Annotated in this window: 20 protein-coding genes; 4 read left to right on the top strand and 16 right to left on the bottom strand. The window is 63.0% G+C overall.

The genetic code is table 11. The features are described 5' to 3' along the window. Positions 1-3 precede the first annotated feature (3 nt). The 12 genes from imuA to J3P89_RS09885 form a co-directional block, all read right to left on the bottom strand. The gene (imuA, locus tag J3P89_RS09940; RefSeq protein ID WP_434697414.1) at positions 4-627 is read right to left on the bottom strand and encodes a translesion DNA synthesis-associated protein ImuA; all 624 of its coding nucleotides are present in this window, start codon (positions 625-627) and stop codon (positions 4-6) included. Continuing rightward, a complete protein-coding gene (gene lexA / locus J3P89_RS09935; RefSeq protein WP_305500270.1) occupies positions 627-1244 on the bottom strand; it encodes a transcriptional repressor LexA in 618 nt (205 codons plus the stop codon). Before lexA ends, imuA begins: the two co-directional genes overlap by 1 nt. Positions 1245-1850: 606 nt before the next feature. After that, positions 1851-2120, bottom strand: coding sequence for a hypothetical protein (locus J3P89_RS09930; RefSeq protein ID WP_434698081.1), 270 nt, complete (start codon positions 2118-2120; stop codon positions 1851-1853). Between the two features lie 250 nt (positions 2121-2370). Further along, positions 2371-2646 (bottom strand): DUF971 domain-containing protein, encoded by a 276-nt coding sequence (locus J3P89_RS09925; RefSeq protein WP_434697413.1) that lies wholly within the window; start codon positions 2644-2646, stop codon positions 2371-2373. Then, on the bottom strand, positions 2643-3605 hold the full coding sequence (locus J3P89_RS09920) for a HEAT repeat domain-containing protein (RefSeq protein WP_434697412.1): 963 nt from the start codon (positions 3603-3605) through the stop codon (positions 2643-2645). Before J3P89_RS09920 ends, J3P89_RS09925 begins: the two co-directional genes overlap by 4 nt. After that, positions 3602-4420, bottom strand: coding sequence for an ABC transporter ATP-binding protein (locus J3P89_RS09915; RefSeq protein ID WP_434697970.1), 819 nt, complete (start codon positions 4418-4420; stop codon positions 3602-3604). The genes J3P89_RS09920 and J3P89_RS09915 overlap by 4 nt, the downstream gene beginning before the upstream one ends. A 28-nt stretch (positions 4421-4448) precedes the next feature. Further along, entirely contained in the window at positions 4449-5231 is a 783-nt protein-coding gene (locus J3P89_RS09910; protein WP_434601190.1) for an ABC transporter permease, read from the bottom strand. 129 nt (positions 5232-5360) lie between these two features. Next, positions 5361-6767, bottom strand: a complete 1407-nt coding sequence (locus J3P89_RS09905; RefSeq protein ID WP_434697411.1) for an ABC transporter substrate-binding protein — start codon at positions 6765-6767, stop codon at positions 5361-5363. Positions 6768-6985: 218 nt separating this feature from the next. Beyond that, positions 6986-7231 carry a 4Fe-4S dicluster domain-containing protein gene (locus J3P89_RS09900; protein ID WP_003180418.1) on the bottom strand — a complete coding sequence of 82 codons (246 nt, stop codon included), beginning with the start codon at positions 7229-7231 and terminating at the stop codon, positions 6986-6988. Positions 7232-7255: 24 nt separating this feature from the next. After that, positions 7256-8995 carry a fumarate reductase/succinate dehydrogenase flavoprotein subunit gene (locus J3P89_RS09895; RefSeq protein WP_434601192.1) on the bottom strand — a complete coding sequence of 580 codons (1740 nt, stop codon included), beginning with the start codon at positions 8993-8995 and terminating at the stop codon, positions 7256-7258. After that, positions 8992-9744: a GntR family transcriptional regulator gene (locus tag J3P89_RS09890; RefSeq protein ID WP_434697410.1), complete on the bottom strand. Its 753-nt coding sequence runs from the start codon at positions 9742-9744 to the stop codon at positions 8992-8994. The genes J3P89_RS09895 and J3P89_RS09890 overlap by 4 nt, the downstream gene beginning before the upstream one ends. 97 nt (positions 9745-9841) lie before the next feature. Beyond that, positions 9842-10726 carry a LysR family transcriptional regulator gene (locus J3P89_RS09885; protein ID WP_434697409.1) on the bottom strand — a complete coding sequence of 295 codons (885 nt, stop codon included), beginning with the start codon at positions 10724-10726 and terminating at the stop codon, positions 9842-9844. 129 nt (positions 10727-10855) lie between these two features. On the opposite strand from J3P89_RS09885, the gene J3P89_RS09880 reads away from it, so the two are divergent. Beyond that, a complete protein-coding gene (locus J3P89_RS09880) occupies positions 10856-12499 on the top strand; it encodes a GMC family oxidoreductase (RefSeq protein ID WP_434697408.1) in 1644 nt (547 codons plus the stop codon). A 204-nt stretch (positions 12500-12703) separates the two neighbouring features. Further along, on the top strand, positions 12704-14326 hold the full coding sequence (locus J3P89_RS09875) for an MFS transporter (protein WP_434697407.1): 1623 nt from the start codon (positions 12704-12706) through the stop codon (positions 14324-14326). Positions 14327-14367: 41 nt separating this feature from the next. Here J3P89_RS09875 and J3P89_RS09870 read toward each other — a convergent pair whose 3' ends face one another. From J3P89_RS09870 to J3P89_RS09855, 4 genes are all read right to left on the bottom strand, one after another. Further along, positions 14368-16845, bottom strand: a complete 2478-nt coding sequence (locus J3P89_RS09870) for a TonB-dependent siderophore receptor (RefSeq protein WP_434697406.1) — start codon at positions 16843-16845, stop codon at positions 14368-14370. 111 nt (positions 16846-16956) lie between these two features. Further along, the gene (locus tag J3P89_RS09865; protein ID WP_434697405.1) at positions 16957-17907 is read right to left on the bottom strand and encodes a FecR domain-containing protein; all 951 of its coding nucleotides are present in this window, start codon (positions 17905-17907) and stop codon (positions 16957-16959) included. Beyond that, positions 17904-18425 (bottom strand): sigma-70 family RNA polymerase sigma factor, encoded by a 522-nt coding sequence (locus tag J3P89_RS09860; RefSeq protein WP_434573352.1) that lies wholly within the window; start codon positions 18423-18425, stop codon positions 17904-17906. Before J3P89_RS09860 ends, J3P89_RS09865 begins: the two co-directional genes overlap by 4 nt. 105 nt (positions 18426-18530) lie before the next feature. Further along, positions 18531-18938, bottom strand: a complete 408-nt coding sequence (locus J3P89_RS09855) for a response regulator (RefSeq protein ID WP_305500247.1) — start codon at positions 18936-18938, stop codon at positions 18531-18533. 241 nt (positions 18939-19179) lie between these two features. Between J3P89_RS09855 and J3P89_RS09850 the strand changes: the two genes are divergently transcribed. Further along, positions 19180-21126, top strand: coding sequence for a DNA topoisomerase III (locus J3P89_RS09850; protein WP_434697404.1), 1947 nt, complete (start codon positions 19180-19182; stop codon positions 21124-21126). A gap of 663 nt (positions 21127-21789) precedes the next feature. After that, complete coding sequence (locus J3P89_RS09845) at positions 21790-22119, top strand: hypothetical protein (RefSeq protein WP_305500244.1); 330 nt, start codon at positions 21790-21792, stop codon at positions 22117-22119. Positions 22120-22165: the final 46 nt, after the last annotated feature.

Genomic DNA, 22165 nt, shown 5'->3' with positions numbered 1-22165 from the left:
ACCTCAATGCCCCGTGTGCGTGGTGAACGCAATCGGCGCCGAACGGGCCAGTCCGCCCCGGGACTTGAGCACCCGCAATTGTGCCGGGCGGGCATCGATGGCGATGCGCAAGGCCGCCGGGGATGGGTTGATCGCTTCCTGGATCGAGCGCCAGGCGAACGCCAGGGTCTGTCCGGTTTCCGCCGCGACCTGCAGGCGGCGCAAGGCCCGGTCATCCGCTTGGCGCGGCCAGCACAGCACCGCGCCGCAACTGCCCGAACGCAGGCATTGTTCGGTGGCCCACAAGGCATCCCGTGGGTCGGCCTGGATAATCGACAACTGGCGCAGGTCCACCCCGGCATTTCGCCAGGCCTGGGGATAGGGTACGAACGGCGGTGCCACCAGCACGATGCGCTCCCCCGCCACCGACAGCCGCGCCAGGGTCGGCCACACCAGTTGCAACTCGCCCACGCCCGGCGCGCCGATGAGGATTTCCGTCAACGCCGCGTCCGGCCAGCCACCACTGGGCAATGCCGCGTCCAACGCTGCATGACCGGTGGGCTGCGGGCTGGCGGCCGGCGGCGCAGGCCGGCCCCTCCAGACCTGGCCGCCATTGAACAGCGTGTCCAGCGCAACGACGGCGCCCATCAGCCTTGTCTCACCAGGCCACAGAACACGCCTTCGATCGCCAGGTCCTGGTCGGCTTCGACGATGATCGGCTGGTAGGCCGGGTTGCGTGGCAACAGGCGCACGCGCTCGCCGACTCGCTCGAAGCGCTTGATGGTCACTTCACCGTCCAGGCGCGCCACGACGATCTGCCCGTTGGCGGCCTGGGGCGTACGTTGTACACCGACCAGATCGCCATCGAGGATACCGTCCTCGATCATCGAATCGCCCTGGACCCGCAACAGGTAGTCCGGCGCCTTGGTGAAAATCGCCGGATCCAGCAACAGGCGGCTATGGACCTCGGCATCGGCGCCAATCGGCAGGCCGGCGGCCACCCGACCCAACACCGGCACGTCCAGCAGCTCGGGGCGCGGCGGCTGGTTCAACAGCCGGATGCCTCGGGCCTGGTGCGGATTGACTTCGATGAAACCGGCTTCGGTCAACGCCAGCACATGCTTGCGCGCCACGCTGCGGGAGGCAAAACCGAACGCCTCGCTGATTTCAGCGAGGCTGGGAGGCTGGCCCTGCTCGGCGATGCGTTCGCGGATGAAGGTCAGGATGGCGGTACGGCGGGGAGTGAGAGTCGTCATGGAGTACATTTGTACTCCTGTCGGTTTTGCCTGACAAGCGCCGCCAGTCAGTTCATGCGGTGGCCTTGTTGGGGTGTATATCCATTTTTTTGGTAACGGCTGCTTAGGGTTCCGCCCTTACGGCGGGTCACTTTTATGAAGCGTAAAAGTAACCAAAACGCTTTTGCCCCACCACTCGGCACCTCGCCTGGGCTCGGTGTGCCCTCACTCCGGCATTGCTCCGTGGGCCCGCCGCGAAGGGCCGTCCCTGGCCCAGCGCGGCTATCCCGGCATCCATGCCGGGATGCCCACTGCGCAATGCCTGCGTTCGGCCAGCGTGGTTAACGGGGCGCCGAAATCAACGTCCACCGCGAGGCGACCTTCGAGCCGACCTGGTTTGGTGGGTTTTGCATTTCCTCTGTGGGAGCGAGCCTGCTCGCGAAAGCGGTGGGTCAGCTTGCATGGATGGCGAATTTGTTGTTTTCCCCAAGAAAAGGATAAACCCGTGGCGAGGGAGCTTACTCCCGCTCGGCTGCGCAGCAGTCGTAAAAAACCTGCTGTTGTCCGGATGCATCCTGCTGAATGGTTTGGGGCTGCTGCGCAGCCCAGCGGGAGCAAGCTCCCTCGCCACGGGGTTCATCGTCGTCTTTTGAACAATATTCCTCCCGAGTAGGAGAATTTTTGCGAGGGCTTCAACACATTCAACATCCATGCGAGCAGTCCCACCGCCTTCGCGAGCAGGCTCGCTCCCACAGTTAGATCGGGGTATAGCTGAAGAGATGCCGCCTCGCTTTTGATCTTGATCTTGATCTTGATCTGGGGCGCCCCGTTAACCACGCTGGCCGAACGCAGGCATTGCGCAGTGGGCATCCCGGCATGGATGCCGGGATAGCCGCGCTGGGCCAAGGATGGCCCTTCGCGGCGGGCCCACGGAGCAATGCCGGAGTGAGGGCACACCGAGCCTAAGCGAGGTGCCGAGTGGTGGGGCGAAGCGTTTTTGGTTACTTTTGGCGCTCTTCCAAAAGTGACCCGCTGTAAGAGCGGAACCATAAGCGGCCGTTACCGAAAAAACGGATATGTACCCAATCAGACCGCCTTCGCGAGCAGGCTCGCTCCCACAAAGAATCTCCTACAAAGAATCTGCGAACAGTTGGATTCAACTAAAACCCGCCAGATAAGCCCAGGGAAAAATCCCCCGCTCGTGCCCATCACTGAACACCAGCTGAACCCCATACCCCTGGGCATTGACCTCAACCACACGCACCCGGGCATCGACCTGAACCGTCAGCCCTTGCAGGCGAAACGCTCGGCATTGGGAACACGGACATTGCCTGCGTAGCTCGACATGGTCCAGCCGCTGCTCGCGACCATCGGGCCAACTCAGCCGTAATTGGCCCTTGTCCCGGGAATTGCCGATCGTAAACGGACTCATTGCAACTGGCCCAAGGCGATGCGCACGGCCTTGCGCACTTCAGGGTCGCCATCGTCCCGGGCTGCCTGCAAGGCGGGGATCGCTCCCGGATCGTTCAACTCGCCCAACGCCAACGCCGCTTCCTTGCGCAGATTGCTGATTCGATGGCCCAGGGTTTCGATCAGTGCCGGCAACGCCTGGAGATAACGCAAGCGGCCAAGACTGCGGGTGGCGCGCAGGCGCACTTGCCAGTAATCATCATCCAGGGCATCGATCAGGGCCGGGCCGGCGTCGGCGTGACCCACTTTGCCCAGCGTGGTGGCGGCCTCTTCACGCACCGTCCAGGCCGGGTCGCGCAGGGCCTGGCGCAGCGCCGGCAAGACTTGCGCATCCGCAGCCAGGCCCAGGGCGCCGGTGGCCGCGCGGCGCACTTCACTGTCCGGGTCGGCGCTGGCGAGCCGGGCCAGGGCCGGCAGCGCCTCAAGCTGCTTGAGCCAGCCCAGTACGCCAACCGCCTCGCGACGCACGCCGGCATCGGCGTCGACCAGGGCCGCGATCGCAGCCGGTGCGGCAGCGCCCAGGCGCAACTCGCGCAAGGCCCGGAACGCAGCGATGCGCACGCTGGCATCCGCGTGGGTGGTCCAAGGCAATATCACCTCCCCCGCCGCCTCGCTCTTGAGCAGGCTCAGGCTCTGGGCAGCCGCGGCCTGCACGGTCGGGGCGGTATCGGTCAGGGCCTGGCACAGGGCCGCGACCACTGGCGCGTCCTCCCAGGCTTCGAGCAAGCGCGCGGCTTCGGCCCGCACCTCGGCGCTGGGATCCCGGGCCAGACGGTCGACAAGCCACAGCAGGCCTTCGGGTTCTTCCAGGTCAGCCAGTTCGATCAGGGCGATGCGGCGCACCCCGGCGTCGTCATCCGTCAGGCGTGGTTGCAGGGCAAGAATGTCATCGTTATCGGTGTTTTCGAATAGAGAAGTCATAGGGCAAATCGCGGCAAGGAGGTTTCAGGAGGAAGCCCGAGGGGATTGAGGCGCGGCAATTGCCGGCCGTCTTCATGGCGCAGCAGCTCGAGGCAATGGCGTTTCAATCGGGAAAATTCAGGACGGGTGACCAGGTCGGTGGTTCGTGGCCGGGGGAAATCCAGGCGCAAGTCCTCGATGATCCGGCCCGGGCGCGGGCTCATCACCAGCAAGCGATCAGCGAGGAACAACGCCTCGTCGATGTCGTGGGTGACGAAGACAACGGTGGTGCGGATGCGCGTCCAGATGTTCAGCAGCAGCTCCTGCATGTTCAACCGGGTCAACGCATCCAGCGCGCCGAAGGGCTCATCCATCAGCAACAGGCGCGGGCGGTTGACCAGCACCCAGGCGATCTCCACCCGTTGCTGCATGCCGCCAGACAATTGGTCCGGCCAGTGCCCGGCGAAACCTTCCAGGCCCACCAGGGCAAGGATTTCATCGGCGGCCCGGTGTCGTTCGGCCTTGCCCTGGCCGCGCATCTTCAGGCCGAAGGCGACGTTGTCGCGCACACTGCGCCACGGAAACAGGGTGTGCTGCTGGAACACCATGCCGCGCTGGGGCGACGGCCCGGCCACCGGCAGCGCATCGACATGCAGCGTGCCGGCACTGGGTCGCAGGTGCCCGGCGAGCGCGCCGAGCAACGTCGATTTGCCGCAGCCGGACGGCCCGAGGATGCAGACGAACTGGCCCGCCTCGATCTGACAATCCAGCCCCTGCACTGCTTCGAAGGCCTGGGCGCCCTGGCCCAGGACAATGGATAACTGGCGAATATCGATCCGCCCTTCGGGGTTTGCATCGCGCTCATCAGGCTTTTCCTCGGGGTCGGTGCCAAGGCGTGAACAGCCCGCCCAGGCGCTTGATCAACAAACTGCTGCCCATGCCCAGCACGCCGATCAGCAACATGCCGACGACAATGTCGGGGTAGTTCTGCACGGTGTAGGACGCCCAGGTGTAGTAGCCGATGCCGTACTGGCCGGCGATCATTTCCGCCGTCACCAGGCAGAACCAGGACGTGCCCATGCCGATAGCGAGGCCGGTGATGATGCTCGGCGCGGCGCCCGGCAGGATCACCTCCAGCAGGATCGCCCGGCGCCCTGCCCCCAGGCTTTTCGCCGATGCGACCAGGCGCCGGTCCACCCCTTCGACGCCGTGCACGGTGTTGAGCAGGATCGGGAACAGCGCACCGGTGAAGGTGATGAACACCATCGACAGTTCCGACGAGGGAAACATCAGGATCGCCAGCGGGATCCAGGCCACCGCCGGAATCGGCCGCAGCACTTCCAGCGGTGGCAGCAACAGGTCCTCGGCCCACCGGGAACGGCCGATGGCCAGGCCCAGCGCCACGCCCACCAGCAACGCCGCGCCATACCCGGCAAAGACCCGGCCCAGGCTGCTGCCCAAGTGCCGAACGAGATTGCCCGACTCGCCCAGGCCGAGCGCGGCCTCGATCACTGCCAGCGGGGCCGGAACGTTGGCGAAAGTCACCAGGCCGAGGTCCCAGTGGCCGTTGGCGGCGAGCTGCCAGAACAACAGGCAGAGCAGCAAGGAAGCGGCTCGCAGGAGCCAGCGTTTGGGTGATGGGTACACAAATCTATCCTCCGCAATGGACCCTGTGGGAGCGAGCTTGCTCGCGATAGCGGTATATCAGGCACTTCAACTTCAACTGACCTGACGCCATCGCGAGCAAGCTCGCTCCCACAGGGGTCGGTGTCAGGTTTATCGGGCGGCGACTGCCTGGGTGGTGGCTTCGGTAAAATCCAGGACCTTGCCGCCCTCGGCCGTGGCAAATTGCTCAGCCTGCCCTTTCAACAGGAACGCGCTGAGTTGGCCCTTGGCATCGCTGGCGAACCACGCCTGCTCGGCCAGCAGCTTGATCCCGCTGTCGCTGGCCTGGGCGTAGACGGCGCGGATGCCCTTGCCTTCCTGTTTGAGATTCGCCAGCGCGGTGAAGGCCGATTGCGCCGAGGCGTAATGACGCACTGTCGGCTCGCCGCGTACCCAGATCTGCGCCACATGGCGGGGATCGGTAATGGGCTGGCCGGTCAAGGCATCGGGGTTGCCAAGGGGCGTCTGGGCGTAGTTGCCCAGTTGCGCGGCGTAATCGAGGTTCGACGCCTTGAACGCGGCGCGGATGTACTGATCGTCGATGAAAGTGTTGAGGTCAAGGCCGCGATCAGCCTTCTTCAGCAATTTGAGGGTGTCGATCGCGGTGCCGACGGCTTGCCGGTATTCGGGTTTCCAGGTCAGGTCGCGGGTCTGTACGCCCAGCGGCCCGTGGAACAGGTAATTGACCTCGGCATCCACCCCGGTGACCTTGGCGATCAGCTCGCTGTATTTCTCAGGCTCGGCGGCCAGCAACTGACTGGCCTCGATGGTGGCGCGCAAATAAGCGACGACGATTTCCGGGTACTTTCTGGCATAGGCCTGGTCCACCAGCGCGCCGTGGAAAGTCGGCGTCCTGGCCTGGGCACCGTCGTAGATCTTGCGGGCGAAACCGCGGTTGGGGAACAGTTCGGCGAACGGTACAAAATCGGCGTGGGCGTCGATTTTGCCGGCCTGCAGCGCCGAGCCGGCGACCTCCGGCGGCTGGGCGATGATGTTCACATCCTTGAGTGGATCCCAGCCCTGGGCCGCAACGGCTCGCAGCAACATGCCATGGGCGGTGGAAGCAAACGGTACGGAAATCGTCTTGCCCTTGAGCTCGGCGAGGGACTGCACGCCCGAAGCGCTGGGCACGACAATGCCGTTGCCGCTGCCCTGGGTGCTGCCCGACAACACGCTGATGAACAGGCTGTGCTTGCCGGCCGTCTCGAACGCCACGCCGTTGAACGCCCCGGGGAAGTCGGCCATGGCGCCGAAGTCGAGTTTGCCGGCGACCATCTCGTTGGTCAGCGGCGCGCCGCTGGTGAAGTTTTTCCACTGGATGTCGTACTCGGCGTCCTTGTACGCGCCGTCGTGGGGCAGGTATTTATCCAGCAGGCCGAGCTCGCGGATCAACAACCCGCCGGCGGCGCAGTTGATGGTGGTGTCCTGGGTGCCGATGGCAATGCGGATGGTTTCTGCCTGGGCAGGCAAGGTCAATGAAGCCAGTACCAGACCGGCCAGCGCTGCACGCAATAACATGGGTGTATCCCCTCGATTCATTGATTGGATGTTCGTCTCCGCCACGATCAGGGCGCGGTGGGAAACGAGGGGTATTCTGGTTTTAGCGTCCGGAGTGGCCGGATGGCTTTTTTTGGGGGCTGCGGTGGCCTCTTCGCGAGCAGGCTCGCTCCCACATCGGACCGAGTCGCCGCTGAAAAACTGTGGGAGCGAGCCTGCTCGCGAAGGCGTCTATTCAGTCACCGCAGCAAATAAGGAATCTCCACTTTCACCGCCCCCGTCGGGCAGTCCTTTTCACAGGGCATGCAATACCAGCATTCATCGAACGCCATGTAGGCCTTCTGGGTGGCCGGGTTGATCGCCAACAGGTCCATCGGGCAGACATCAACGCAGACCGTGCAGCCCTTGTGGGCGATGCATTTGTCCTCGTCCACGGTGACGGGGGCATTGGAGCGGAAGAAGATTTCCTGGGGTTGATAGGCCATGGGAGTTCTCTCTGGGTATAGGGCTCACGCCGCGTCGGCACCGAGCCGAAGCCGGTCGTAGGCCTGCAGTTCGTCGGCATCGAGGGCGATGATGTAGGGCTCGACGGCTTTCTTGAACGAGGTCATCGCGCCGTCCTCGCCTTTCTTCAAATGGCAATGGCAGAACCAGTCGCTGTCGTTGCGTTGCGGATGATCGACCCGGTAGTGGTACAACCCCCAACGGCTTTCGGCGCGAAACAGCGATGCGCGGGCGGCCATCTCGGCGCAATCGCGGATCACGCTGACTTCCATGGCGCGCATCAGTTCGTGGGCGTTGTGGGCCTTGAGCTGATCAAGGTCGCGCTGAATATCGCTGAAGCGTTGCAGGCCGATCTGCATTTTTTTGCTGACCTTCGGCGGTTGCAGGTAATCGTTGACGAAGCGGCGCAGCTTGTATTCCACCTGGGCCGGCGGCAGGCCATGCGCACGGTCGAGCGGCGCGTAGACGCGGTTTTTTTCCTGCTCGATCTGCTGAGTATCCAGTGCCGAAAAGTCCTTGCCAGCGATAAAGTCCGCCGCGTTCTGGCCGGCAAACCAGCCGTAGGTGAACGCGCCGAGCATGTAGTTGTGCGGCACTGCCGCCATGTCGCCCGCCGAGTACAAACCCTTGACCGAGGTCTCGGCCCGCTCGTTGACCCACACTCCAGAGGCCGAATGACCGCTGCAGAAGCCGATCTCGGAAATGTGCATCTCCACCATCTGCGTGCGGTAATCGGTGCCCCGGTTGGCGTGGAACTGCCCGCGACTGGGGCGCTCGTTGCTGTGCAGGATTTCCTCGATGTTCTGGATGGTTTCCTCGGCCAGGTGATCGAGCTTGAGGAACACCGGACCGTTGCCGCCTTCGAGCTCCTGGTGGAACTCCCACATCATCTGCCCGCTCCAGTAGTCGCATTCGATAAAGCGCTCGCCCTTGTTGTTGGCGGTGTAGCCGCCCAGCGGGCCGGTGACGTAGGCGCACGCCGGGCCGTTGTAATCCTTGATCAACGGGTTGATCTGGAAGCACTCCAGGTTCGCCAGCTCGGCCCCGGCGTGATAGGCCATCGCATAACCGTCGCCGGCATTGGTCGGGTTCTCATAGGTGCCCATCAGGTAGCCGGAGGCCGGCAACCCCAGGCGCCCCGCCGCGCCGCAGCAGAGGATGACGGCCTTGGCCTTGATCACATGGAAGTCGGCGGTGCGGCAGTCAAAACCCATCACACCGTTCACCGCGCCCTCCCCGTCGGTCAGCAACCGGGTGCAGACCAGCCGGTTGGTGATGCTGACTCGCGCCCGTTTCAACTGGCGATAGAGGACTTTCTTGATGTCGTGACCTTCCGGCATCGGCAGCACATAAGCGCCCATGTGGTGAACCTTTTTCACCGCGTAATCGCCGGTTTCGTCCTTCTCGAACTTCACGCCCCAGCGGTCCAGCTGCTCGATCGTTTCGAAGCTGTGGGTGGCGTAGGCGTACACCGCCGCCTGGTTGACGATGCCGTCGTTGGCGATGGTGATTTCCTTGGTGTACTGCTCGGGCGTCGAATGGCCCGGGATAATCGCGTTGTTGAGCCCGTCCATGCCCATGCTGATGGCGCCGCTGCGCTTGACATTGGCCTTGTCGACCAGCAACACGCGCAGGTCGCGGTTGCGCTCCTTGGCCTTGATCGCCGCCATGGGGCCGGCGGTGCCGCCGCCGATGACGACGATGTCATATTCCTGTTCGAGGATATTCCTGGAGCTCTGGGTCATGCCTGCGTCCCTTTTTGCCGGTCGATCCGCAAGCGATACTGGAAGGCATCGCCACGGTAGTAGAGGTATTCGAAGTCCAGCGGCTCGCCGCCGGCGTCATGGGTCAGCCGTTCGATGCGCATGACCGGCGAGCCGGGCTCGACGTCGAGTGCCTGGCACAAGTCGCTGTCGGCCAGCACCGCATCGATGGCAAGGTCGGCGTGACCGAGGGCCAGGCCACAATCGTTTTCGAGGATCAGGAAGATGTCGCGGGTCACCAGGTCGGCTTTTTCCAGGCGCTCGCCGAGGGCCTTGGGCAGGTAGGTGATTTCCAGGGAAACCGGCTCGCGGTTGATCAGCCGCACCCGCTTGATCTGCGTAACCACGTCGCCTTCCGCCAGTTTCAGTCGCTCGGCCACCGACTTGTCCGCCGGGATGAACTTGAAACTGCGCAGGCGGTTGATCACCTCGTAGCCGCGACCGGTCATGGACTCGGCCAGGCCCTGCAGTGTGCTGACGTTCTGGAAGGTCTTGGGCTTGGCGACGAACGTGCCTTTGCCGTGGATCTTGAAAATCAGCCCTTCCTTTTGCAGATCGCCCAAGGCCTGGCGCACGGTGATGCGACTGACGCGAAACAGCGCGCCGAGCTCGCTTTCCGAGGGCATCTGGCTGCCTTGCGGGTATTCACCGTCAAGAATGCGCGCGCGCAGCACGTCGCGCAGTTGGGTGTGCAGCGGCACGCTGCTGAGGGAAAGAAGGTTGTCGGGCATGGGTCGCAAGTCACTTGTCATAACGAGTTATGACGTGATCTTAGGGAAAGCACTCGATGCTTGAGAAATACCGTTTGGACATAACCTTAGAGCCGGGTCAGGGCAACAGCAGCCCTTGCTCGCGCTCGCACAACTGCACCACGTAATCCCACAACACCCGCAACCGGACGGACTTGTGCAGCTCGCGGCGAGTGCTGATCCAATAGCTGCGGCGGATGGTTTCGTCCGGCAGCAGCGGCACCAGCGTCGGATCGCTGCTGGCCATGTAGCACGGCAGCACGGCGATCCCCAAGCCCGAGCGCGCAGCCTGTTGCTGGGCAATGACGCTGGTGCTGTGGAACACCACGCGAGGGTTTCGGCAAAAGCTGTTGAGGAACATCAGCTCCTGGCTGAACAGTAGGTCATCGACGTAGCCGATCCAGGCATGGCGGGCCAGATCCTCGCGACTGCGTAACGGTGGCGAACGGTCCAGGTAAGCCCGGCTGGCATAAAGCGCCAGGCTGTAGTCGGTGAGCTTGCGCGTCACCAGCAGGTCGGCCGCCGGGCGTTCGAGGTGAATGCTGATTTCCGCCTCGCGGTTGAGGATGCTGACAAACCGCGGCACGGCCACCAGTTCCACTTCAAGCCCCGGATAGCGCTGGAACAAGCCGTCCATGCGACTGGCGAGGAACATGATGCCCAGCCCTTCCGTTACGCCGAGGCGAATCTTGCCCAGCGGCGCGCTGGATTGGGTGATGTCTTCCTGGGCGAGCAACGCGACGTTCTCCATGGCCTCGGCATGCTTGAGCAGCGCTTCTCCGGCCGGAGTCAATTCATACCCTTGGGCGTGCTGGACAAACAACGCAGTGCCGAGGCTTTTCTCGATCGCTTCGATGTGACGCGCCACCGTGGCATGGGTGGTGTTGAGCCGTCGCGCGGCCGTCAGCAGGCGGCCGCTGCGTTGCAGTTCGAGGAAGTAGCGCAGGTCATTCCAGTCGAACATGAGCCATCCTTGAATCGCCTGAAGTCATGACTGTTCATAAACGCACAGCCGCTGCGCAAAAACTAACATTCTTTTGACGAAAACTAACAACTAGGATGAGTCCCACAAGAACAAAAAATGAGGTCGCGAATGCAACCTGTCGTCGATGAATACGATTACGTAATCGTGGGCGCCGGCCCTGCCGGCTGCCTGCTGGCGAACCGGCTTTCGGCCAATCCGCAACACCGGGTGCTGTTGCTCGAAGCCGGCGGGCGGGACAATTATCCGTGGATCCACATCCCGGTCGGCTACCTGTTCTGCATCGGTAACCCACGCACCGACTGGTGCTTCAAGACCGAAGCGCAACCCGGCCTGCAAGGGCGCGCCTTGAGTTATCCGCGCGGCAAGGTGTTGGGCGGCTGTTCGTCCATCAACGGCATGATCTACATGCGTGGCCAGGCGGCGGACTACGACGGCTGGGCCGCCGAAGGCAATGTCGGCTGGGGCTGGAAGGATGTGTTGCCGCTGTTCCGGCAGAGCGAAAATCACTTCGCGGGGGATTCCGAGCTTCACGGCGCAGCCGGGGAATGGCGAGTCGAACGCCAGCGCCTGTCATGGTCGATTCTCGATGCCTTCCGCACCGCCGCCGAACAGAGCGGCATCCCCAGCGTCGAGGATTTCAACGGTGGCGACAATGAAGGTTGCGGCTACTTCCAGGTCAACCAGAAAGCCGGGGTGCGCTGGAACGCAGCCAAGGCCTTCCTCAAACCGATTGGCAACCGCCCCAACCTGACGGTGCTGACCGACGTCGAGGTTAATCGGGTGTTGCTGCGTGACAACCGCGCCGACGCCGTCAGCGCCCGCTGGCAGGGCAAGAACATGAGCTTCAGGGCGCGCAAGGAAATCGTCCTGTGCGCCGGCGCCGTCGGCTCGCCGGGCATCTTGCAGCGCTCCGGGATCGGCCCGCGCAACCTGTTGCAGCGTCTGGGCATCGGCGTGCTGCATGAACTGCCCGGCGTCGGTGGCAACTTGCAGGACCACTTGCAACTGCGGCTGATCTACCAGCTGGAAAACGCCCGCACCCTGAACCAGATCGCCGGCACCCTGTGGGGCAAGATGGGCATGGGCCTGCGTTATCTGTACGACCGCAGTGGCCCGCTGTCCATGGCCCCCAGCCAACTCGGCGCGTTTGCCCGCTCGGGGCCGGAACAGGCCTCGGCCAACCTCGAATACCACGTACAACCGTTGTCCCTGGAACGTTTCGGCGAACCGCTGCACAGCTTCCCGGCGTTCACCGCGTCGGTGTGTGACCTGCGCCCGATGAGCCGTGGTCGCGTGGACATCCGCTCGGCCGATCCTCATGAGGCGCCGTCGATCCAACCCAATTACCTGAGCCATCCCGAGGACCTGCGGGTCGCCGCCGACGCCATCCGCCTGACCCGCAGAATTGTCGCCGCGCCGGCCCTGAGTGCTTTCAAACCGGTGGAATATCTGCCAGGCCCGAGCCTGCAGACCGAGGAAGAACTGCATCAGGCCGCCGCCCGCATCGGCACGACGATTTTTCATCCGGTGGGCACCTGTCGCATGGGCCAGGACGGCGAGGCGGTGGTGGATGCGCAACTGCGCGTCCACGGCATCAAGGGCCTGCGCATCGCCGACGCCTCGATCATGCCGCGCATCACCTCGGGCAACACCTGCTCGCCGACGCTGATGATCGCCGAGAAGGCCGCGCGGATGATGCTTGAGCCGGCCACCGTGGGCGCTACGCTGCAGAAGGAGCCCGCCACGGTCTGAAATCGCCGAGTTCCATATGGGAGCGAGCTTGCTCGCGATAGCGGCGGAACATTCACCACATCGGTGACAGACAGACCGCCATCGCGAGCAAGCTCGCTCCCACAGGGGAAATGAGTAGGCCAAGGAAGTGTGTCAAATCAGGAGACGCCCCAACCCGGCGTCGACAGTGGAACAACAAAAACAATCACTGTGAGGGATACCGCTATGTCTGAACATGTTCAGCCCCTGGAAGCCACGCGCAGCGCAGGCACCAGCCAGGAAACCCAGAAAGTAATCTTCGCCTCGTCCCTGGGGACGGTGTTCGAGTGGTACGACTTTTTCCTCTACGGCGCCCTCGCGGCGGTGATCAGCAAGCAATTCTTCGCCGGGGTGAACGACACCACGGCGTTCATTTTCGCCCTGATGGCTTTCGCCGCCGGTTTCATCGTGCGGCCCTTCGGGGCGCTGGTGTTTGGTCGGCTGGGGGACATGATCGGGCGCAAGTACACGTTCCTGGCAACCATCGTGCTCATGGGCCTGGCGACCTTCTGCGTCGGCCTGCTGCCCAACTATGCGAGCATCGGCATCGCCGCGCCGATCATCCTGGTGGTATTGCGCATGCTCCAGGGCCTGGCCCTGGGCGGTGAATACGGTGGCGCGGCGACCTATGTGGCCGAGCATGCACCGATGGGCAAGCGCGGCTTTCATACCAGCTGGATTCAGTCCACCGCGACGCTGGGCCTGTTGCTCTCGCTGCTGGTGGTGCTCGGTTGCCGTTACTTCACCGGTGACAAGTTCGAAGTCTGGGGCTGGCGCATTCCGTTCCTGCTGTCGATCCTGCTGCTGGGCATCTCCACCTGGATCCGCCTGAGCCTGCACGAGTCGCCGGCGTTCCTGAAGATGAAAGAAGAAGGCAAGTGCTGCAAGGCGCCAATCCGCGAGTCCTTCGGCAAGTGGGAAAACCTGAAGGTGGTGCTGATCGCCCTGTTCAGCATCAATGCCGGGCAAGCGGTGACCTTCTACGCCGCGCAATTCTACGTGCTGTTCTTCCTCACCCAGTTTCTCAAGATGGACCCGGCCCTTGCCAATAGCCTGTTGATTGTCAGCGTCGTGATCGGCGCGCCGTTCTTCATCTTCTTTGGCTGGCTGTCGGACAAGGTCGGGCGCAAACCGGTGCTGATGATCGGCCTGCTGCTGGCGACGGCGTTGTACTTTCCGATCTTCAAGACGCTCGCTCATTACGCCAACCCGGCCATCGACCTGGCGAGCCGCCAGGCGCCGATTACCGTCGTCGCCGACCCGGCCACCTGCACCTTCCAGTTCGACCCGGTGGGCAAGGCGCGTTTCGACAGCCCTTGCGACAAGGTCAAGACCTTCCTGGTCAAGCAAGGCCTGCCCTACACCAGCGTCGCGGCACCGGCCGGCAGCACCGTGCAGGTCAGCGTCGGCGACGTGAAACTTGAAGGCTACGACGAAGCCGCCCTGCGCGGCGCGGTAACCCTGGCGGGCTACCCGCAACAAGCCGACGCCCAGCAGATCAACCGGCCGATGATCGTCGCCCTGATCGTGGCGCTGATCATCATTTCGGCGATGTGCTACGGCCCGCTGGCGGCGCTGATGGTCGAACTGTTCCCGACCCGCATTCGCTATACGTCGATGTCCCTTCCGTATCACATCGGCAACGGCTGGTTCGGCGGTTTCCTGCCAACCGTGTCGTTCGCCCTGGTGGTCTACACCGGGGATATTTTCTACGGCCTGTGGTACCCGGTGGTGATCACCGGCGTGAGCCTGGTGGTGGGGATGATCTGCCTGCGGGAAACCCGCAACGTCGATCTGGATACCAACTGAAAACCGCCCGTGGCGAGGGGCAGGCCCCCTCGCCACGGCACTCAGAAGCGCGCCTTCACCGTCGCGGTGAAATTGCGCGGCTCACCGTAATAGTTACCGAAGCTTTCGGTGCCGATGGTGGTGTAGTAGCGCTTGTCCAACAGGTTGTTGCCGTTGAGCGCCACCGACCAGGTGTCATCGATGCGGTAGCCGATCCGACCGTTCCACACCGCATAGCCGGCCTGGGTGATCTTTTCACCGCTAAGCGGCGATACGCGGAAATTATCGCTCTGCGCATTGACCCCGGCGCCGACGCTGAACCGCTCGAAGGCGCCACCGAGGGCGTAATCGCCCCAAAGGCGCAGCACGTGGCGCGGCACATAGCTGTTGAACGAACCGCCATTGAGGCTGCTGTCGATGTCGTCCAGGGTCTTGGTCTGGGTGTAGGTATATCCGGCGAGCAGTTGCAGGCGCTCGATGACTTCGCCGCTGATCTCGGCCTCGAAGCCCTGGGCGCGGACCTTGCCAGCGTTCTCGTAGCAGTAGCCGTCCGATGAGGCGCAGGTGGAGTTGTAATCCGTCTGAGCCTGATCCTTCTGCACGGTGCGGAACAGGTTGAACGCCGTGTTCAGGCGCCCTTCGAACCACTCACCCTTGATCCCCAGTTCATAACTTTCGCCCACCAGCGGCTTGAGCGCCGAGCCGCTTTGCGAGCGGTAGTTGCCTTGGGGCGTGAAGATATCCGAATAACTGGCGTAGGCGGTCAGGTGTTCGTTGAGATCGAGCAACACGCCGGCAAATGGCGTGACCTGGCCGGTCTCGCTGCTCCTGGCGTGTTCCGTACCGCCGGTGAGAAATACCGAGTCGCTCTTGGAGCTGTACCAACTCACCCGACCGCCGACAACGAAGGTCAACGGATCCGCCAGTTTCAGGCGCAACGTGGAATACACGCCTTGCTGTTCGGTGAGGGTCTTGACCGGCCCGCCGCGGGTCGAGTTATCAATGAAGTAGCTGTCGTCCGGCTCCGGGATGTGCCGATCCGGGTCGAAGACGTTCTGCTTCTGCGGCAACAAGGCGACCGAATAGAAATCATCCTTGTCCGAACGACTGGCGTTGACTCCGAAGATCAATTCATGTTGCTGGCCGAAGGCGTCGAACTTGCCGTCCAGGTAGGCGTCGAGGCCGTAGTCGACCTGATCGTAGTCATACAGGCTGCCCAACAGATTGGTGGTAGAGCCCCCCGGCGTCACCGCACCCGATGCAAACGCGTATTTGGTGTCTTGGGTGTTTTTTGTGTAGACGCCTGCGACTTTCACGGCCCAGTCATCGTTGAGCTGATGCCGCAGGTCGCCGAAGACCGTGGTCCGCTGGCTGCGCCAAGTGTTCCACGAAGGGTCCAGGCAGGTGGAACGGCTGAGTTTCAGGTCGCGGCCATCGCGGTAGCGTGGCAGCCCGCCCCAGCAAGGGCTCGCGTCGACATCCTCGTACGCCACGCCCAGGCCGAGCGTGGTGTCGGGTGCAAGGTCCATATCCAGGGCGCCGTAATAAACCTGATCCGTACGCCGGGCATCGTCGTAGAAGTAGTGCCGGCTCTGCTCGGCGATCACCGCCCTGCCCCGCACGGTGCCGGCCTCGTTCAACGGGCCACCGGTATCGACCTGCCCGCGATAATTGTCCCAGGTGCCGCCCGAGAGGCTGAGTTCAGTCTGCGCCGTAGCCTGGCCGCGCTTGCGGACGAAATTGACGCCACCGGACGTACCGCCGGATCCCTTCATCATGCCGGCAGCGCCGCGCAGGACTTCGACCCGGTCGTAATAGGCCATGTCACTGCTGAAGCTGTCGGCCTGGACATAGCTGTTGCCCATGTCCAGCGGCACGCCGTCGTACTGGTATTGGCCGGACATCCGGAACCCGCGGGAATAGAAATACTTGCCGCCCATGGTCGAGTCGTAGACGGTGATACCCGGGGTCTTTTCCATCACCTGCTCGATGGTGTTGAGATTCTGATCGTCGAGCATCTTGCGAGTGATCACCGTCACCGACTGCGGCGTTTCGCGCAGCGAATGCTCGCCTTTGCCGATGGTCACCGCCCCAGTGGTATAGGACCCGCTGTTTTCGGTGGTTGCCGTGAGCAGTTGGCCGTCGATGGTCGTGGTGCCGAGCTCCAGCGCCGAGCCGGGCGCAGGTGCGGTACGCAGCCGGTAGGTCCCGTTGGCCTGGGGTTCGGCTTGCAGGCCGCTACTGCCGAGGATGCGCGCGAAACCTTCGGCCACGCCAAAGGAGCCTTTCAAGCCTGGCGATCGCAGCCCCTGCAGTTGTGCGGCATCGAACGAAATCGCGACGCCGGCGAGGCTGGAGAAACGCGTCAGCACATCCACCAGGGTGCCAGCGCCGATATCGTAGGCCTGCGCCGAGTGTTGTGGCACCGAAGCTTGCGCAACCGGACTGGCGTACGCCGCACAGGCGCCGAAAGACGTGGCGGCCAAAAAACCGATTTTCATTGCGATTGCCAGACGACCTGGCGTGTTCACGCGAGACATGTGTCCCCTCCCCCCAAACAGTCAAGAAAACTCACTGAGGGATGAGCCGAACGATGCCGAGGAAAAGTGCAAAAACATTTCAACCGGACCAACGTGAGCGCGTCGGCCTTGTCAGGCACGCGACACCTGGACCCAGAACCGGCTGTAGCGAGTCACGCGCAACGAGAAACCGGTTTCGAGTGCCGCCAGGGCAAGATCGGTATTGTCGATGGGAAAAACGCCGGAGACTTTCAAGTCGCCGATGACCGGGTCGCAGCGCAATATTCCCGTGCGATAGCGGGAAAGCTCCACCAGCAAGGCCGACAGCGGGCGGTCGATGGCGATGATGCTGCCCTGTTGCCAGGCACCCACCGATACATCATTGGCGCGCAACGCACCCAGCGACCGACCGGTGAAGCCCAGGCGATCACCCGCGTCGACCCGCTGGGCTGGCCCGCCGCTGCGCAAACTGACTTGCACGGCCTTCTCCAGCACCGCCACCTCACCGCCGTCGTCCTGAGCGCGGACGATGAATTGCGTCCCCAGGGCCAGCACTTCGACTTGGCCAGTGACGACCTTGAATGGCCGCTGCAAGGGATCGACCCCGGTCGTTACGAGAATTTCGCCCCACAACAGCGTCAATGTCCGCTGGCGGCCATCGAAACGGACGTTTACCGAGGTGTCGGTGTTGAGCAGCAGCGTGCTGCCGTCCACCAACTGGAACTCACGCCGCTCGCCTACGCCGGTCCGGTAATCGCAGAGCAGGTTCTGCGCGGTCTCGCTGCGCCAGCCCAGCCATCCCAGGCAGCCGGCGGAGGTCAGCAGCAAGGCGCTGCGCAGCACCTCTCGACGAGGTCGGCCAGGGTGGGCACTCAAGGTTGGCGCAGCCAATGCGCCCGGCACGCTGGCCATCTGTTCCGACACCGCCGCCATGCGTTGCCAGGCCTGCTCGTTCAGCGGATCCGCGGCCAGCCAGGCCCGCCACCCTTCGTGCTCCGCGTCAGTTGTGGTGCCGGAGTGAAGCCGGGCATACCATTGCGCCGCGACACGGATGGCCTGCAATTGCTCGGGCGACACGTTCATTCGGGCTGCAACTGGATGTGCATCAGACAGCAGTGTTCCATGGCTTTGGCCATGTGGTTGTTGACCGTCCGTACGCTAACGCCGAGGCGCTCGGCGATCTGCGGGTAGGTCAGGCCGTTGAACTGCGAGAGGATGAACGCCTGCTTGACCTTGGGTCCCAGGCCTTGCAGCAGCCGATCGATTTCCATCAGGGCCTGGAACAGGATCGCCTGCTCTTCCAGCGATGGCTGCTGCGCTTCAGGCATCGCGGCCAGCGCTTCGAGGTACGACTGCTCAAGGGAACGGCGGCGAAAGAGATCGATCAGCAGCCCTTTGGCGATCATCGACAGATAGGGCCGCGGCTCGCGGATATCCAGTGCCGAGCGCGCCTTGATCACCCGAACGAAGGTATCCTGGGCTAGGTCCGCCGCATCGAAGGTATTGCCGAGGCGCTTGCGCAGCCACCCCTGAAGCCAACCATGATGGTCGCAATACAGATCGTTGACAGCGCTGCGTAGGGACAGATCGTGGGCGGACATGACAATGGAATAATTCGCGACTGATAATGACTCGCATTGTCATCGTAGCGACCACCGTATTGCAACCGGATGTGAGCGAAAAACCCTGCCGTGGCTTCAGCCTGATCAGTGAACCGAATGGCTTTTAACAGTGCTCTCCACCAGATCGAGCATCTGTCCCAGCGCCCACGGCTTGGCGATGAACGAGGCCTGGTGCTTGATCCCCGCGCTTTCCGGCGTCTCGAAGCCCGACATGATCAGCAGCGGTATCTGCGGCCAGCGGTCCCCGGTCAGGTTGGCCAGGTCCGCTCCGTCCATCGCCCCGGGCATGGTGATATCGGTCAGCAGCAGGTCCACATAGTCGGCGCTCTCCTCCAGGAACGTCAGCGCCGAATCTGCGCTTTCCCGAGGCTCGACGACAAACCCTTCCTCTTCCAGGATTTCGCACAGAAACTCCAGGATGGTCGGATCATCCTCAACGACGAGAATCAAACGTGTGGTCGCCTGTCCGTTGCCCTTCGGCATCGAATTCATGAAAGTGACTCTCCTTGATTCCATTAGCTTGCTTTGCGGTTTCAGCCGCTCTGCAAGTTATGAGCGACGCCCTTGCGAGAAATTCATTCTGCTTGTGCAGACAACCGCCGGGCGTTGCGCCAAACGGCCCGTTGCAACGCAGCGCGACGTTTTATCTGTATATCCATACAGATAAAGCTTGCCGCGACGCCGATCCCTGACCATGCTAGCGCCCCATGAAACCTGCTTAGGAAGAGGCGTTATGCGGCTGTACCTGTGTGAAAAACCGTCCCAGGCCAAGGATATCGCCGCGGTACTGGGCGCCACGCGACGCGGCGACGGCTGCTGGCTGGGCGCAAACGTCACGGTCACCTGGTGCATCGGTCACCTCCTGGAGACGGCCCCGCCCGACGCCTACGATGCCCGCTACAAGCGCTGGGTGCTGGCCGACCTGCCCATCGTGCCGGCGCAATGGAAGATGACCGTCAAACCGAAGACCGCCAGCCAGTACAAAGCGGTCAAGCGCCTACTGGGCGAAGCAACGGAACTGGTCATCGCTACCGACGCCGACCGCGAGGGCGAAATGATCGCCCGCGAGCTGGTCGAGCATTGCCGCTATCGCGGGCCCATCCAGCGCCTGTGGCTGTCGGCGCTGGACGAAGCATCGATCCGCAAGGCCCTGGCCGCCCTCAAGCCCGGAGCGGAAACCTTCAACCTCTACCACTCGGCCCTGGGCCGCTCTCGGGCCGACTGGCTGATCGGCATGAACATGAGTCGCCTGTTCACGCTCCTTGGGCGTCAGTCCGGCTATCAGGGCGTGCTTCCGGTAGGCCGCGTGCAGACACCGACTTTGCGGCTGGTGGTAGACCGCGACCGTAGCATTGCCGATTTCGTCCCGGTCGCCTACTGGGCCGTCGACGTGCGACTGAGCCACGCCGGCACGGCCTTCACCGCCCAGTGGCGCGCCGATCCGGATGCCTGCGACGACCAGGAGCGCTGCCTGAACCAGGCCCTCGCCCGCGATGCGGCACAAGCCATGGGTAATGCCGCTACCGCCAGGGTGATCAAGGTCCGCACCGAACGGCTGCGTGAGGCCGCGCCGCTGCCGTTCGACCTGGGCACGCTGCAGGAGGTCTGCTCGAAGAAGCTCGGCCTTGGCGCCCAGGAAACCCTGGACATTGCCCAGTCGCTCTACGAAACCTACAAGCTCATCACCTATCCGCGCAGCGATTGCGGTTTCCTGCCCTTGAGCCAGCACGGCGAAGCACCCGCCATTCTCGCCGCCCTCGCCCAGGCCGACCCGGGCCTTGCGCCGCTGCGCGAGCACCTGCAACCGCAACGCAAATCCCGCGCCTGGAACGACGCCAAGGTCAGCGCGCACCACGGCATCATTCCCACGGCCGCGGCGAAGAACCTCGACAAGCTCGCCGGCAAGCAACGGGCCGTCTATACGCTGATTCGCGCGCGCTACCTGGCGCAATTCCTGCCCAACCATGAATACGACCGGACCCAGGCCGACTTCGATTGTGCCGGCCAGGCCCTGCGGGCCGTCGGCAAGCAGATCATCGAACCCGGCTGGAAACGCGCCCTGCCCGAAGCACTGGCACCCACACGCGGCCGCGAAGCCCCCGCGCCACAAACCCTGCCGCCGCTTGCCGAAGGCCGCGATTGCAATGTAGACGAGGTGATCCCCAAGGACCTGTGGACCCAGCCGCCCAAGCCGTTTACCGAGGGCGACCTGATCAAGGCGATGAAAAATGTCGCCAAGCTGGTGGAGGACCCGCTGCTCAAGCAGAAGCTCAAGGACACCACCGGCATCGGCACCGAAGCAACCCGAGCCTCGATCATCCAGGGTCTGCTCGATCGTGGTTACCTGGTGAAAAACGGCAAGGCCCTGTCCGCCACTCCAGCGGCGTTCAGCCTGATCGACGCGGTGCCTCGGGCGATCGCCGACCCCGGCACCACCGCCATTTGGGAACAGGCCCTGGACATGGTGCAGAGCGGCGAGATGAGCCTGGAAGAATTCGTCACGCGACAAGCCGCCTGGATGAGCAAGCACGTCGCACGCTGCCAAGGCATGAGCCTGACCATCAACGGCCCGGCCAGCCCCGCCGGACGTGGCGCGGCGCCGTGGAAGAAAAAACGCAAACCAGCCAAGCGCAAGGCCGACGGCGCACCGCGCAAAGCGGGCAAGGCCAAGGCCACCTGAACCCACTGAGTCCCTTCGTGGCGAGGGAGCTTGCTCCCGCTGGGCTGCGAAGCAGCCCCAAGTAACCTCACACGATATGCCTGACACAACGCATGCGCCTTTTTGGGGGCCGCTTCGCGCCCCAGCGGGAGCAAGCTCCCTCGCCACGGCAAACCAATCGCAGCCGGTTTTTCATACCCAAACCATTTTGTCCGACAATATGTAGTGACCAAAAATAATCACTACAAAACCGTTGACGCCTCCGATTTGCCCTTGCATGATGCAGACGTCTCCCCGATCGGGAGTACGGTAAATGTTTGAGCAAGCTCGTCTGACCGCCGAGCTGTTTTTTTCGATAAGGGACTGCCCACAAGGCAGATTGAAGGTGCTGACCTGGCAAGACCGTCCGGTAACAAGGACGAGAAACGCTGGCGATCAATCCTCATGACGCATGGGCTCGACTGTCGAAAGTCGACACTGACCTGAAGATTCTTCGCTGTTTCTCATCGTTGTAGCGCATTTGCGTAGCAGCCCTTCGATAACACTACACAACCGATGCACGACCCCGTCGGATTCGACGGACGAGCGCTGACGACCTGTTTTCGGTAGCAGGCAGGCAATTACCGAACAGCGAAGTTTTGCGAACCACCAGACAGATCAACCAAATGGTCAAGGGGCTTACACATGAATCTGAATAATCAACCATCTATTGATGAACTGGCTCGCATGTTCGCAGCACACAAGGACACCCTGGATAGCCATATCCTGTGGATCAGCAAGACTGGCCAGGTCCATATGGACTGCCTCTCGCCTTTCACCCAGGAAGAAGAATTCGAAAAAAGCCAGGAAGACCTGTGTGCCCGGCTGAAGATGTACCGTCGCGGCCAGGGCTACGTCGGCAAGAAAGCCGCCGCTGACAAGGACTTCATGGGCCGCGTGCTGCAAACGCTGACCCAGGCCTGGCAATCGGTGCAGAACTCTGCCGAGGTCCGGGTCATCGACCGCCTCTGCTGACATTCCACAAATACAAAGGGCCCGCTCCTGCGTCAGGAGCGGGACT

Origin of the sequence: Pseudomonas sp. Z1-14 (genome assembly GCF_051132005.1) — a bacterium.
Taxonomy (GTDB): domain Bacteria; phylum Pseudomonadota; class Gammaproteobacteria; order Pseudomonadales; family Pseudomonadaceae; genus Aquipseudomonas.
Note: the sequence above shows the minus strand (reverse complement) of the source record. Positions and strands in the feature narration are given on the sequence as shown.

Coding starts and splice junctions, on each gene's coding strand:
- imuA (WP_434697414.1), bottom strand. CDS start 627: ATGGGCGCCGTCGTTGCGCTGGACACGCTGTTCAATGGCGGCCAGGTC.
- lexA (WP_305500270.1), bottom strand. CDS start 1,244: ATGTACTCCATGACGACTCTCACTCCCCGCCGTACCGCCATCCTGACC.
- J3P89_RS09925 (WP_434697413.1), bottom strand. CDS start 2,646: ATGAGTCCGTTTACGATCGGCAATTCCCGGGACAAGGGCCAATTACGG.
- J3P89_RS09920 (WP_434697412.1), bottom strand. CDS start 3,605: ATGACTTCTCTATTCGAAAACACCGATAACGATGACATTCTTGCCCTG.
- J3P89_RS09905 (WP_434697411.1), bottom strand. CDS start 6,767: ATGTTATTGCGTGCAGCGCTGGCCGGTCTGGTACTGGCTTCATTGACC.
- J3P89_RS09900 (WP_003180418.1), bottom strand. CDS start 7,231: ATGGCCTATCAACCCCAGGAAATCTTCTTCCGCTCCAATGCCCCCGTC.
- J3P89_RS09895 (WP_434601192.1), bottom strand. CDS start 8,995: ATGACCCAGAGCTCCAGGAATATCCTCGAACAGGAATATGACATCGTC.
- J3P89_RS09890 (WP_434697410.1), bottom strand. CDS start 9,744: ATGCCCGACAACCTTCTTTCCCTCAGCAGCGTGCCGCTGCACACCCAA.
- J3P89_RS09885 (WP_434697409.1), bottom strand. CDS start 10,726: ATGTTCGACTGGAATGACCTGCGCTACTTCCTCGAACTGCAACGCAGC.
- J3P89_RS09880 (WP_434697408.1), top strand. CDS start 10,856: ATGCAACCTGTCGTCGATGAATACGATTACGTAATCGTGGGCGCCGGC.
- J3P89_RS09875 (WP_434697407.1), top strand. CDS start 12,704: ATGTCTGAACATGTTCAGCCCCTGGAAGCCACGCGCAGCGCAGGCACC.
- J3P89_RS09870 (WP_434697406.1), bottom strand. CDS start 16,845: ATGTCTCGCGTGAACACGCCAGGTCGTCTGGCAATCGCAATGAAAATC.
- J3P89_RS09865 (WP_434697405.1), bottom strand. CDS start 17,907: ATGAACGTGTCGCCCGAGCAATTGCAGGCCATCCGTGTCGCGGCGCAA.
- J3P89_RS09860 (WP_434573352.1), bottom strand. CDS start 18,425: ATGTCCGCCCACGATCTGTCCCTACGCAGCGCTGTCAACGATCTGTAT.
- J3P89_RS09855 (WP_305500247.1), bottom strand. CDS start 18,938: ATGAATTCGATGCCGAAGGGCAACGGACAGGCGACCACACGTTTGATT.
- J3P89_RS09850 (WP_434697404.1), top strand. CDS start 19,180: ATGCGGCTGTACCTGTGTGAAAAACCGTCCCAGGCCAAGGATATCGCC.
- J3P89_RS09845 (WP_305500244.1), top strand. CDS start 21,790: ATGAATCTGAATAATCAACCATCTATTGATGAACTGGCTCGCATGTTC.